Here is a 13189-nt window from a genome sequence, read left to right as displayed (position 1 = left end):
CTAATGCACTTTGCTTTTTTATATGGTACACAACCGCCAACTAAATAACTAACTAAGATTATGGCTCTATGACTGTCGTTACACGTTTCGCACCTTCTCCAACCGGTTATCTCCACATTGGTGGGGCTCGTACCGCTTTGTTTAACTGGCTTTTTGCGCGCCACCATGGTGGCAAGTTTCTTCTTAGAATTGAAGATACAGACCGCGAACGTTCTACGGACGATGCTGTTCAAAAAATCTACGATGGGTTGAACTGGCTTGGTTTGGACTGGGATGGCGAAGCTGTTTCTCAGTTTAGCCGTGTTGCGCGTCATGCTGAAGTTGCAAAACAACTTTTGGATGAAGGCAAAGCCTATTACTGTTATTGCACACCGGAAGAATTAACCGAAATGCGCGAGAAAGCACGTGCAGAGGGTCGCACGGTTGCCTATGATCGCCGATGGCGCGATAGTGATGCTACGCCCCCCAGCGATGTAAAGCCTGTTATTCGCTTGAAAGCCCCGCTGGAAGGCGAAACGGTTATTTGTGATGCCGTTCAGGGTGAAGTGACCGTATCGAACGATAAAATCGATGATATGGTGTTGATGCGCGGTGATGGCACGCCGACTTATATGTTGGCTGTTGTGGTTGATGACCATGATATGGGGGTAACCCATGCTATTCGTGGGGATGACCATTTGACCAACGCGTTTCGTCAGAAAGTGATTTATGATGCGATGGGATGGGAAACGCCGCAGTTTGCCCATATTCCGTTGATTCATGGCTCGGACGGTAAAAAACTGTCTAAGCGTCATGGTGCTCTTGCGGCTGATAGCTATCGCGAGGATGGTTTCTTGCCGGAAGCGATGCGAAACTACCTGTTGCGTCTGGGCTGGGGCCATGGGGATGATGAGTTTATCCCGACAGAGAAGGCCATTGAATGGTTTAACCTAGAAGGTATCGGCCGCTCACCAGCGCGTTTCGATACGGCAAAGTTAACCGCTTTGAATTTTGAATATATTCGCCAAGCTGACAACCAGCGTCTTGCTGATCTGGTTTTGCCGTTGATTGAAAATGAGTTGGGCGAAAGCATGAATAAAGACGGTGTAGATTGGCTTGTTGCCGGTATGCCGGGCTTAAAAGATCGCGCAAAGACCTTGTTGGAACTGGCAGCGAGTGCAGGATTCTATCTGCGCGCCCTGCCCTTTACGTATGACGACAAGGCTTTGAAGCTTATTAATAAAGGTGATGCAAAGGAACTTCTTTCTAAGTTTGTTGCAAGCCTTGAAACTGTGTCTGATTGGACGCAGGAAAACCTTGAAAATGCAGCGAAACAACTCGCAGAAAGCGAAGAAGTTGGATTGGGTAAAATCGCCCAGCCCATTCGCGTGGCATTAACGGGATCGACTGTTTCACCTTCCGTGTTCGAAGTCATGGCTGTTATCGGTCGTGAGGAAACCACGAAAAGGTTGTCAACAGGTCCCGCCAATCAAGGAGAATAATTGTTTTTTTGACTAACAAGCAGTATTGTCTGCACAAAGAATAAAAATGTTATGTCAGTTCACCTTGCATCATGCAATTCAGTGTGGTGCGTATCTTTAAGGGGATGTCTCTATGAGTTCTAAGAAGTCCTTTACGCTTACAGACAATCAGTCTGGGAAGACTTATGAATTACCTGTTCTGGACGCTGCTGTAGGTCCAAACGTTGTTGACGTGCGTAAATTTTACGCTGAAACAGATCACTTCACGTTTGATCCTGGCTACACGTCCACCGGTTCCTGTGAATCCAAAATCTCTTTCATTGATGGGGATAAAGGTATTTTGCAACACCGCGGATATTCCATCGAAGACCTGGCAGATAACTGTGACTTTATGGAAGTTGCTTATCTCCTGCTTAAAGGCGAACTGCCGAATATGGCTGAGAAAGCGAAATTCGAAAATGACATCACCATGCACACGATGGTGCATGAGCAACTGCACAAATTCTTCGCTGGCTTCCGCCGCGATGCGCACCCGATGGCGATCCTCTGTGGTGTGACAGGTGCTTTGTCTGCTTTCTACCATGACTCTTTGGATATCAACGATCCGCACCAGCGCATGGTTGCGTCTTATCGTTTGATCGCTAAAATGCCGACTTTGGCAGCTTGGGCGTACAAATATTCCGTAGGTCAGCCGTTTATGTACCCGCGCAACGACCTGCGTTATGCTGAAAACTTCCTGCATATGATGTTTGCTGTGCCGTGTGAAGATTACAAGGTCAACCCGATCCTTGCTAAAGCGATGGACCGTATTTTGATCTTGCACGCTGACCACGAACAGAACGCGTCTACATCTACAGTGCGTTTGGCTGGTTCTTCTGGGGCTAACCCGTTTGCTTGTATCGCCGCTGGTATTGCTTCCCTGTGGGGCCCGGCGCATGGTGGTGCGAACGAAGCCGTATTGAACATGCTGCAAGAAATTGGCTCACCTGATCGTGTTGGTGAATTCGTTGCGAAAGCGAAAGACAAGAACGATCCGTTCCGTCTGATGGGCTTTGGTCACCGTGTTTACAAAAACTTCGATCCGCGCGCTAAAATCATGGCGAAGACGTGTCATGAAGTTTTGGGTGAGTTGGGTATTAAAGACGAGCCGCTTCTTGACATTGCAATGCAACTTGAGAAAATCGCTTTGGAAGACGAGTACTTCATCGAGAAGAAACTTTACCCGAACGTTGACTTCTATTCAGGCATCATCCTGAAAGCGATGGGTATTCCGACCTCTATGTTCACAGTACTGTTTGCATTGGCCCGTACAACAGGCTGGATTGCACAGTGGAACGAAATGATCGAAGACCCGAGCCAGCGTATCGGTCGTCCGCGTCAGCTTTACACAGGTGAAGTAGATCGCGACTTTGTTCCGATCCACGAGCGTTAAGATCTAAAGATCTTTGATCGATAAAGCCGCCTGAATATATCAGGCGGCTTTTTTTTGTTCAGTTATATAAGTTGATGAGCAGACTTGCCGCAACAACCCACATGACAACCCCCGTCAGAAAGTCGAGGATTTTCCAAGTGACGGGGCGTGCAAGGTACGGTGATAGCCATGCAGCCCCGACAGAAATGGTCGTAAACCACAAGAAACTAGATAAAATTGCGCCCATGCCGAAGAAAGGACGCTGTTCGTCTGAGTATTGGGCTGCAATGCCACCTAGTAAAACGATCGTATCTAAATAGACGTGCGGGTTAAGCAGGGTAAGCGCCAAGGTAATCATCAAGACTTCTTTCAAGCCTCTGTTTTTGGCCTTTTCGTGCTTCAGGCTGTGGTCTGAAAATAGAGCCCGAAAGCTAGAAAAACCATACCAGAATAGAAATCCAGCGCCGCCCCATGCCATAATACTGGACCATAAAGGGTTTTCGGAAACTAAGGCTCCTAACCCAGCAACACCTATGGTGATGAAGATCGCATCACATAGGGCGCAGACCAATGCAACGCTGATATGGTGGTGTTTACGTAAACCTTGGGCGAGGACAAAGGCGTTTTGGGCACCGATGGCAATGATCAGTCCCGCCCCAATACCCATTCCACTCAGGAAAGCGCTCATTCTTTTTATTCCTTAAAATTAACTGGCAAAGTTGGCGGATTATGCTAAAGATTTTTCATAAAGGGAACTGAATAGTTCTAAAGACAAATAAGGGTTTCTAATACATGCTGGATTACAAATTAGTTGAAGCGGTGTCCGCAGTCATTCGTTTGGGGTCGTTCGAAAAAGCGGCCTTGGAATTGGGGATGACCCAGTCAGCTGTTTCTCAACGGATCAAACTGCTAGAAGAGCGCGTGGCCCAGCCGCTTGTGGTCCGGTCCAAGCCCATTCGGGCAACGGACGCGGGGACCCGGCTATACCGACACTTTCAGCATGTAAATATGTTGGAACAGGAAATTCTGAACGATCTACCTGATGAGCAAGGGGATCGCTTTAGACGGGTGGCCTTGGCTGTAAATGCTGATAGTTTGGCAACATGGTTTGTGCGTGTCGCTGAGGTGCTCTTTTTAGATTATAATATGCTTGTTGATATTTCTACGGCGGATGAAACAAAGACGCTAGATCTGTTGAAACAGGGTACTGTAATGGCCGCAATTAGTACGCAGGACAAGCGCATTCAAGGCTGTAAAGTGTCGAAGCTTGGGGCTATGAGATATGTGCCGGTTGCGCGTCTTGATTTCATTTCCCGCTATTTCCCGGATGGCGTTTCACCTTCCGCACTCAAGAAAGCGCCGGCGGTGATTTTTGGGAGAGATGATGATCTGCATCAGCAATTTTTAAAACAGCACTATAGAATTTCAGCGGGTGAATTCCCCTGCCATGTGGTCCCCTCTTCTGAGGGATTTGTTAATGTAGCGAGAACGGGGATGGCCTACGCCCTTGTCCCAGAAAACCAAGTCAGACCATATTTGGAAGATGGGGAGTTGGTCAAAATATGTGATAAAGAGATCATTCGACCTCTTTATCTCCATTCGCATAATATTGACAGTACCATCCTTAAATCTGTTGTCGAAATGACAAGAGCAATTGCGCAGATGGAACTGGTTCAAACTAAATAGTTTTTTCTTCAATAAGCTCGATTTTATAGCCGTCAGGGTCTTCAATAAAGGCAATGACGGTTGTGCCGTGCTTCATGGGGCCCGGCTCGCGACAGATGGCAGCGCCAGCGGCACGCAGTTCATCACACGTCTTGTAGATATCCGGCACACCCAAGGCCAAATGACCAAAACCACTGCCGTGTGTATAAGGTGTTTCCGGGTCCCAGTTGTATGTTAGTTCGACGACAGTGTTGGCGTTTTCGTCACCATAGCCAACAAATACGTTGGTGAACTTGCCGTCTGGATAATCTGTGCGACGCAAAACTTTCATACCGAGGATTTCTGTGTAAAAGGAAATGGATTTTTCCAGATCAAAAACACGGATCATAGTGTGGAGAAAACGAAATTGTGACATTGTTATTCCTTTGTAATGAGGGACAGTACGCATTTGGCAGCGCGTTTGCTAGGTAGGTCAGCTTCCCCCTTCCCTAACATGACCATAGCACTTTCAAGGTCAGCTTGTTGCGCGCTGTTCAGACGGTCTTTTTTGAGAAGTCCAATCACCTCAGTCGCTATATTTTCGGGAGTGCAGTCATCCTGAAGAAGCTCAGGCATGACTTCGCGATCATGTAGCAAGTTAACGATACTAGCGTATTTAACCTTAATCAGCCGCTTCGCAAGCCAATGGGTTATTTTCTTCATACGATATGTAATGACGGTCGGTGTCTGTGCTAGGGCAAGTTCTAGACTGACAGTGCCCGATGCGGCTAGCGCAACATTCGCTGCTTTAAAGGTACCGAATTTTTCGTCGTTCCCCTCCACGATTAGGACAGGAATGTTCCAGCCTGCCGTGGTTTCTTTCACGATTGTTGCAACGGTGGAGACGGTCGGCAAGACAATCCGCAGGTTAGGTACTTGTTTGCGGATCAGGGCCAAAGCATCTTCAAAGACCGGCAGTAGTTGTGAAGTCTCGCTTTGACGACTACCAGGGAGAAGGCAAAGGAGAGGCACATCTTGCGGGATGCCGTGACGGGCTCTAAAGGCATCGCCATCGGCTTGTTCAACTTCACTTTCAATGACGCTATGACCGACAAATGTTGTTGCCAGACCTTCCCTTTCAAAATAGGGGGGCTCAAATGGGAGCAGCACCATCAGGTGATCGAGAAATTGTGCGACCTTTTTTGCACGTTTAGGCTTCCAGGCCCAAACGGAGGGGGCGACATAGTGGCACAGAGGAATGCCCTTCCCCTTCAGTTTCTTTGCAACACGAAAGGTAAAGCCGGGCGCATCAATGGTCACCAAGCAATCCGGTTTTAGGGTTTCGATATTTTGGATCGTTTGCTTGATCCGTTTGAGTATTTTCGGGATATGGGGGATGATCTCCGCTAAACCCATGATGCTGAGTTCTTTCATCGGGAACAGGCTGGTCATTCCCTCTGCTTCCATATTCGGACCACCAATGCCGAAGAATTCGATATTGTTGTTTGTTTGCTCTTTTAGGCCGCGCATGAGACGCGCCCCAAGCAAGTCACCGGACGGTTCCCCCGCAATCAAGTAAATTCTTTTTTTTGTCATGGTGTGATGCCTACAACGAAAAGGCCGAGTTTATTCGCTTCGGCAATAACAGCGTCTCGATCAACAATAATGGTTCCATTGGCTTCCACTGCAATCCCGCGTAAACCCGCCTCTTTGGCGTTTTGAACGGTCTTAATCCCGATGGTAGGCAGATCTGCCCGTTTTTCCTGTTCCGGCTTTTTTGCCTTTACCAAAACCCCACCAAGCCCTTCTCTGGCAATATCTTTGCAACGTGCAAGCATTTGGTCTGTACCTTCAATCGCCTCGACAGCGAGGACGAGACCATCTTGGACCACGACACCTTGCCCGATATCCAGCGCACCGATCTCGTGTGCGAGCTTGATCCCTTTTTCGATGTCTTTCTGCGCCTGCAGGTCTGGATGCACGTCACCGAGTATGCCCTTCGGGGCCAATAGGTCATCAAGAATTTCATGAGCGCCGATAACTTTAAAACCTTCAGTTTCCAACGCTGTGACAATTCGCGAGAGTAACCCGTCGTCACCAAAGGCCCCTGCCCCTGTTTTCGCTAAGAATTTAAGCCCCCAAGCATCAGGGCGAATTGACAGCATGGAGGGACGTTTTATTTGCCCTGCCATTAACAAGGTTGTTGCATTTTGTTCTTTCAGAAGGGAAATGGTTTTTCCCGCAGCCCCCAGCCTTACCCAATCATGTGGGTGGCCTTTGACGAGGGCCGGATCTGTTTGATCTTTAAAGGCTATAATATGAAAAGGGCGACCCTCTTTCACGCATTTATCGATAATGCGTTTCGGAAGATCGCCACGTCCAGCCAGAAGTCCGATTTTTTCAGCCATGTTATTTTGGCGTACACACGCCCCTTGATGATTCTTGGCGAATAAATTTGACAATTTCCATGACAGGTTCAACGTTGTTAAACATTTTCTGAACATCTTCCACACGTTCTGCCATCGTTCCTTCTTGTGCGAAGAGTAGACGGTAGGCCGTACGCATGGAATGAATGACTTCTCTGTCAAAGCTTCGACGTTTAAGACCGACGATGTTTAGGCCAGCCAATCGTGCGCGATTACCCGTGACAGACCCGTAAGGAATGACATCATTTTCAATGCCTGACATTCCACCGATCATGGCGTGCTTTCCAATTCGGCAGAACTGGTGAACCGCAGACAAGCCACCGATAATTGCCCAGTCTTCAATAGTCACATGTCCAGCAAGTGTGGCATTATTGACTAGAATAACATTGTTGCCAATTTGGCAATCATGCCCAACATGAGCCCCGACCATAATCAAGCAGTTGTTGCCGATTTTAGTCAACATGCCACCGCCTTCTGTACCCGGATTGATGGTTACATGTTCACGGATGGTGTTGTTTTCCCCAATTTCAAGACGGGATTGTTCGCCATTGTACTTTAAATCCTGAGGACAATGGCCAACGGAAGCAAATGGGAAGATTTTATTGTTGTTCCCGATGGTGGTCCATCCTTCTACAACAACGTGCGAGAGGAGCTCGACATTTTCACCCAATTTAACGTTGGGGCCAACAATGCAAAATGGGCCAACTTTCACGCTGTCGGCTAATTCAGCTTTGGGATCAACAAGCGCACTGGGATGGATTTCAGCCATTATTCTTTCACAATCATTGCAGTGATGACAGCTTCGGACATCAGGGAGTCACCACAATAGGCTTCACCCTTGAATTTCCAGATGTTGCCGCGTTGACGCTCTTTCTGTACTTTGATGTTCAAGGTATCGCCAGGGCCAACTGGTTTGCGGAAACGGCAGCCTTCGATAGACATAAAGTAAACCAGCTTGCCTTCAATTTCCTCGCCTTCTGTTTGCACCACAAGTACAGCAGCCGTTTGCGCCATGGCTTCAACAATCAGCACGCCCGGCATAACGGGCTTTGAGGGGAAATGACCTTGGAAGAAAGGCTCGTTAATTGTGACGTTTTTGATACCTGTGGCACTTTCCCCGACAACGATATCTTCAACGCGGTCGACTAGAAGAAAAGGATAACGATGTGGGATCATCTCCATGATCCGAATGATATCTACAGAAGTCACTTCTTGTTCAGACATGTTTTTGCCCTTTACTTTCGTTCTTTTATAATTTTATTGATGACGGCTTGTTTTTTAAGCCAATCTTTTTGAGGAATAGCTGGAAACCCGCCAATTGTTTGACCCGCGGGGACGTTCTTCATCACACCTGATTTTGCCGCAATGGTTACACCATCACCAACTTTTAGGTGACCGGCAAGCCCCGCTTGTCCCCCACATACGCAGAAATTACCAAGTTTTGTACTACCGGAAATACCTGATTGCGAAACCAGAACACAACCGAACCCGAGTTCCACATTATGCCCGATTTGAACTAAGTTATCGATCTGGGTACCAGCACCAATAATTGTATCAGGTCCCGCGCCACGGTCGATTGTGGAGTTCGCACCGATATTTACATGATCGTGAATAATGACGCGACCTAATTGTGGAATACGTAAATGGCCTTCCATACTGCTGGCAAAACCAAAACCGTCCTGACCAATTTGCACGCCAGCATGAATGGTAACAGCATTTCCAATCAAACTGTGTGAGATCGTGACATTGGCTGCAATGACGCAATCGTTACCAATAACGACACCGTCATGCAGTACGGCATTAGGTTTGATCCAAGATCTGGCACCTATCTTCACATTTGCGCCAATATATGCGCCGGGTTCAACCCTAGCCGTTTCGTCAACTTCCGCTGTGTCGTCTACATATGCATTTTTAGAAATGTAGCCTTCTACCTTTTCATTCGGGTAGAACAGGTTAGCAATTCGCGCGTAGGCCATGTAGGGCTGTGGCGTCACCAACAATGCCATTCCTTCTGGGGCAAGCCTTGCAAGATCCGGGTGAACGACGCATAAACCTGCTTCACTTACTTTGAAGCTTTCCAGATATTTTCGGTTATCTAGAAAAGTGACGTCAGATTGGCGGGCTTTATCAACGGATGCAACATCAGAATACAGGGATTCCGGCGAACCATGCAAGTCAGCCTGAGCGACTTCAGCTAATTTTTCCGCTGTAAAGGGTCCTTTACATGTAAAAAAACGAGTGTCCGCCATGACCTTAATTAAAGACCTTGATCGTTGGAAGTTGGGTGTTCAGGCGTTGAATAACTTCGTCTGAAATATCAAATTTGTCGGCGACAATGACTGTGTTTTCACGACGTAGAACCAACGTGTAGTTTTTCTCCGCAGAAATCTTCAAAATGATTTCACGCAGATTGTCGTTAATTTTCTTCTGAGCTTCGTTCTGTGCTTTTTGAAGGTTCAGGTTCTTTTCCTGAACTTTCTTTTGCACGTTACGGACTTTTTGTTCGAATTTACGACGCTCTTCTTTAAAAGCTTCCGGTGCCAACAGGGATTGTTTTTGTGCAAGAGATTGATTTGCTTGGAGCAGCTCACCTTCTTCCTTTTGAACTTCAGCGCGGTACTTCTCTCGGATAGCTTTTACTTGTTCGCGCACGTTTTTTGCAGCTGCGGCAACAGTCATGACTTTTTGGAAGTCTACAACAGCGATATTTAAAGGAACATCCTGTGCCTGCGAGGTTTGTGCGGATGCAAAAAACAGTGAAACAGCGACACCGATTGTTGGTAAAATTCGTTTTAAGCGCATAATTTGTCCTAGAAGCTTGTGCCTAAAGAAAAGCGGAAATATTCGGTTTTATCGTAATCCTCTTTCATAAGAGGGATCGCCCAATCAAGTCCGATCGGACCCATGGGGGAAATCCAAGAAATGCCAAAGCCAACAGAAGTTCGGATAGAGCTCGCGTCTTGGACATTCGAGTTACTCGGATTTACTTCTGTCACAGTCCCTACATCAGAGAAGAGGACACCGGAAATTTGATATTCGTTTGGAAGGCCTAATGGGAAACGCATATCGACTGTCGCGTTCATCACATACTCCCCCCCTAAAGCGTCAGATGTGAGTTTATCACGTGGACCTATACCGCTGGATTCAAAACCTCTAAGGTTGTCACCGCCCAAGAAGAATCGGTTTTGCATTTTGACATCTTCGCCAAGGCCAATGATATGCCCTAACCGGCCTTTAGCACTTAGAACCCATTGATCATCAAGAGGATAATAATAAGCGCCGTTTACTTGGTTTTGCAAATAAGCGACGGTCCCGCCAAGGCCAGCCAAAGTGTTTGAAACGCCGAGTCGATAACCCTCAGTTGGCATCAGCTGACTATCCCGTTTGTCATAGACCAGACTATGCGTAATAGATGAAGTGATTTCTTCACCTTTTTGCTCTTGAATAAGCGTGGAGGCGTTTGACTGAACATTCTCAACTGTGGTCTGGTCGAGTTTATAGTTCCAAGATTGTGTCATATTGTCGGAGAATGGATAACTTGCTCGAAGAACCATCCCTACTCGTGAGATATCGTAAGAGCTGGTATCCTGCAGGTCCTGAGTGACCTTATATACATCAAAGCCGGCAGCCAGCTCCCGATCAAGGAAGTAGGGTTCGGTAAAGCTGACATCGAATTTTGTTTTTTCTGCAGCGATACTGGCTTTAAAACCTAGCTTTTGGCCTTTACCTAACAGGTTCGATTCGGAAATACCAAATTCACCGATTGCACCAGATGTAGAGGAGTAGCCTGCACCAACAGATAGGGAGCCGGTGGATTTCTCAGCAACGGAGACGTCAATGACTGTTTGGTCTGGCGCACTACCCGCAACTTGATTAATTTCAACTTTTTCAAAGAAGTTGAGGTCATTGATGCGTTTTTTACTGCGTTTCAACTTGGCAGCGTTCAGCGCGTCACCTTCAACGAGTTGGAATTCGCGTCGTATAACTCTATCAAGCGTACGGAAGTTCCCGTTAATATTGATACGCTCGACAAAGACGCGCGGACCTTCTTCAATATTGAATGTCAGATCGATCTTTTGTTCTGCTGTGTCACGTTCGATTTGCGGTTCGATACGCACGAACGGGAACCCTTGATAGCCGATATTGTCAACGAGATCTTCAATAGACTCATCAACTTCATCTGCATTATACCAATCCCCTTGTTCTAGGGTAACGATGCCGTCCAAACTTTCTTCTTGTAAGCCACGTAATGAGTTATTGAGGGCGATATTACGAATTTCGTAACGGGGCCCTTCATCAATTGTATACGTAATGAAAAACTCTTCACGAGATGGGCTGAGTTCTGCGACAGCAGATGTCACTTTGAAATCGGCATAGCCTCGTGAAAGATAAAAACGACGCAAGAGTTCTTTGTCGTAGTTCAAACGATCAGGGTCATAGTTGTCATCAGCAGTGAGGATATTGTACCAGCGCGTCTCGCGAGTACGCACGATCTCACTTAACTTGCCGTCGCTATATTCCCGGTTACCGACAAAACGAATTTTTTCAACACCAGTTTGGGAGCCCTCTTTAATCTCAAATGCGAGGTCAACGCGGTTTTGGTCAAGTTGAATGACTTTTGGTTCCACTGTGGCAGCAAAACGACCACTACGTCGATACAGCGTTAAAATACGCTCCACATCTTGCTGCACACGAGTACGAGTATAGATGACACGTGGGCGCAGCGTGACTTCTGCTTCCAGCGTTTCATCATCAAGCTTTCTGTTCCCTTCGAAAGCGATACGGTTGATAACGGGGTTTTCAACAACATTTACAACGAGATTACCCCCTTCTTGTTTGAAGGTAACATCGGCAAATAGGCCTGTTGAGAAGAGTTTCTTCAGGGAACGGTTAACCTGTCGAGAACTAAATTCGTCTCCTTCCTGAAAAGTCAGATAGGTTCTGATCGTTTCAGGCTCGACTCGTTGAGATCCGACAATCGTAATCTGCTCAATAAGTCCGGCGCTCAACGCTGCGGTACTTGTCATTGTTGTTGTTACACCAAGAGCAAATGCTGCTCCGATTGATGCGAGGCGTTGACGTTTGTTCACCCTATTCCCCCGTAATTGGTTTTAGCTCAGGTGAAGAGCTGCGTAACAAAATCGAATACTTTCAACTGGACAAGGTCGTTCCATGTTGCAAAGACCATTAAACCCAATACCAGAGTTAACCCCAAACGGAAACCATATTCTTGTGCTTTTTCACTTAAAGGTTTTCCGCGAATGGCTTCTATAGCATAGAAAACCAAGTGTCCGCCGTCTAGCATCGGAATTGGGAACAAGTTTATCAAACCAAGGTTAACAGAAAGTACCGCCATCAAATAAATCAGATTATCAAAGCCGGATTTAGCAGCATCTCCAGAAACTTGGGCAATGCGAAGAGGTCCACCAAGATCTTTAACGCTCCCACCGCCAGTAACAAGTGTGCCTAAGTGAGAGAGGATCTGTGCAGAAAGTTGATACGTTCTTTCTACGCCCATCCATAGTGCGAGTGCCGGGTTGTATGTTACATATTCGGCTTGGTCCGGGTCTGGTCGTACGCCCAGAACACCAACTGTCTTATCCCCGGCTTCCTTGGCATGTGGTGTGATTGCGAGGCTAATTTCAGAACCGTCTCGTAAAACAGTAGCCTGTAGTTCTCGGGCGGGGTTTACCAAAACAATTTCACGCAGTTGATCAAATGTTTCGACTGTTTCACCGTTTAGCGACAGAATCCGGTCACCTTTTTGCAGCCCTGCTTGTTCTGCGGCACTTTCTGTTACCACATCGCCAATGCCTGCGTAGAATTTTTCAGGTACGCCGACAGCCATATAAAGTAAGGCGAACAGAACTGCAGCGAGAATGAAATTGGCAATAGGTCCAGCAGCAACAATGGCGGAGCGAGCTTTTAACGATTTATAGTGAAAAGAGACTGCCTTTTCTTCATCAGTAAACGGGCGCGTACCTTCATCAAGACCTGAGCTAGCGGCATCAGCGTCGCCAAACATTTTTACGTATCCGCCAAAAGGCAAAAGGCACACTTTCCAGCGTGTTTCTGCTTTGTCATTCCAGCCGAAAAGTTCAGGTCCGAACCCGATAGAAAAAACTTCGACTTTTACGCCGCTGCGACGGGCAACCCAATAGTGACCCAGTTCGTGAAAAAAGACCAAAACACTAAGTGCAAAGATGAATGCGACAACAGGATTGGCAAAAAGCAGATCGTACATAAAT

At 47.0% G+C, this 13189-nt stretch carries 13 protein-coding genes; 3 read left to right on the top strand and 10 right to left on the bottom strand.

Annotation, left to right across the window (positions count from 1 at the left end; translation table 11 throughout):
* The first annotated feature begins 68 nt into the window (after nt 1-68).
* Nucleotides 69-1481, top strand: a complete 1413-nt coding sequence (gene gltX / locus Q397_RS0106105) for a glutamate--tRNA ligase (RefSeq protein WP_028878651.1) — start codon at nt 69-71, stop codon at nt 1479-1481.
* A gap of 112 nt (nt 1482-1593) precedes the next feature.
* Nucleotides 1594-2892 (top strand): citrate synthase, encoded by a 1299-nt coding sequence (gene gltA, locus Q397_RS0106100; RefSeq protein ID WP_028878650.1) that lies wholly within the window; start codon nt 1594-1596, stop codon nt 2890-2892.
* A gap of 58 nt (nt 2893-2950) precedes the next feature.
* On the opposite strand, the gene Q397_RS0106095 is transcribed toward gltA, so the two are convergent.
* Nucleotides 2951-3559 carry a LysE/ArgO family amino acid transporter gene (locus Q397_RS0106095; protein WP_028878649.1) on the bottom strand — a complete coding sequence of 203 codons (609 nt, stop codon included), beginning with the start codon at nt 3557-3559 and terminating at the stop codon, nt 2951-2953.
* A 104-nt stretch (nt 3560-3663) separates the two neighbouring features.
* Between Q397_RS0106095 and Q397_RS0106090 the strand changes: the two genes are divergently transcribed.
* Nucleotides 3664-4557 carry a LysR family transcriptional regulator ArgP gene (locus Q397_RS0106090; RefSeq protein ID WP_028878648.1) on the top strand — a complete coding sequence of 298 codons (894 nt, stop codon included), beginning with the start codon at nt 3664-3666 and terminating at the stop codon, nt 4555-4557.
* Here Q397_RS0106090 and gloA read toward each other — a convergent pair.
* The 9 genes from gloA to rseP are packed head-to-tail and all read right to left on the bottom strand — an operon-like array spanning nt 4550 to nt 13185.
* A complete protein-coding gene (gene gloA, locus Q397_RS0106085) occupies nt 4550-4951 on the bottom strand; it encodes a lactoylglutathione lyase (protein ID WP_028878647.1) in 402 nt (133 codons plus the stop codon). The genes Q397_RS0106090 and gloA overlap by 8 nt on opposite strands.
* Before the next feature lie 2 nt (nt 4952-4953).
* Nucleotides 4954-6111: a lipid-A-disaccharide synthase gene (lpxB, locus tag Q397_RS0106080; protein ID WP_028878646.1), complete on the bottom strand. Its 1158-nt coding sequence runs from the start codon at nt 6109-6111 to the stop codon at nt 4954-4956.
* The gene (locus tag Q397_RS0106075; RefSeq protein WP_028878645.1) at nt 6108-6923 is read right to left on the bottom strand and encodes an LpxI family protein; all 816 of its coding nucleotides are present in this window, start codon (nt 6921-6923) and stop codon (nt 6108-6110) included. The genes lpxB and Q397_RS0106075 overlap by 4 nt, the downstream gene beginning before the upstream one ends.
* 1 nt (nt 6924) lies before the next feature.
* The gene (gene lpxA / locus Q397_RS0106070) at nt 6925-7710 is read right to left on the bottom strand and encodes an acyl-ACP--UDP-N-acetylglucosamine O-acyltransferase (RefSeq protein WP_028878644.1); all 786 of its coding nucleotides are present in this window, start codon (nt 7708-7710) and stop codon (nt 6925-6927) included.
* A complete protein-coding gene (gene fabZ, locus Q397_RS0106065) occupies nt 7710-8165 on the bottom strand; it encodes a 3-hydroxyacyl-ACP dehydratase FabZ (protein WP_028878643.1) in 456 nt (151 codons plus the stop codon). Before fabZ ends, lpxA begins: the two co-directional genes overlap by 1 nt.
* 11 nt (nt 8166-8176) lie before the next feature.
* Complete coding sequence (gene lpxD / locus Q397_RS0106060) at nt 8177-9190, bottom strand: UDP-3-O-(3-hydroxymyristoyl)glucosamine N-acyltransferase (RefSeq protein WP_028878642.1); 1014 nt, start codon at nt 9188-9190, stop codon at nt 8177-8179.
* A 4-nt stretch (nt 9191-9194) separates the two neighbouring features.
* Entirely contained in the window at nt 9195-9743 is a 549-nt protein-coding gene (locus Q397_RS23910; protein ID WP_051609768.1) for an OmpH/Skp family outer membrane protein, read from the bottom strand.
* A gap of 8 nt (nt 9744-9751) precedes the next feature.
* Nucleotides 9752-12031, bottom strand: coding sequence for an outer membrane protein assembly factor BamA (bamA, locus tag Q397_RS0106050; protein WP_240475034.1), 2280 nt, complete (start codon nt 12029-12031; stop codon nt 9752-9754).
* A 26-nt stretch (nt 12032-12057) separates the two neighbouring features.
* Nucleotides 12058-13185 (bottom strand): RIP metalloprotease RseP, encoded by a 1128-nt coding sequence (gene rseP / locus Q397_RS0106045; RefSeq protein WP_028878640.1) that lies wholly within the window; start codon nt 13183-13185, stop codon nt 12058-12060.
* Between the last annotated feature and the right edge of the window lie 4 nt (nt 13186-13189).

It is taken from the genome of Terasakiella pusilla DSM 6293 (assembly GCF_000688235.1).
GTDB lineage: Bacteria > Pseudomonadota > Alphaproteobacteria > Rhodospirillales > Terasakiellaceae > Terasakiella > Terasakiella pusilla.
The sequence above is the reverse complement of the archived record's forward strand: the minus strand, read 5'-3'. Positions and strand labels throughout refer to the sequence as shown.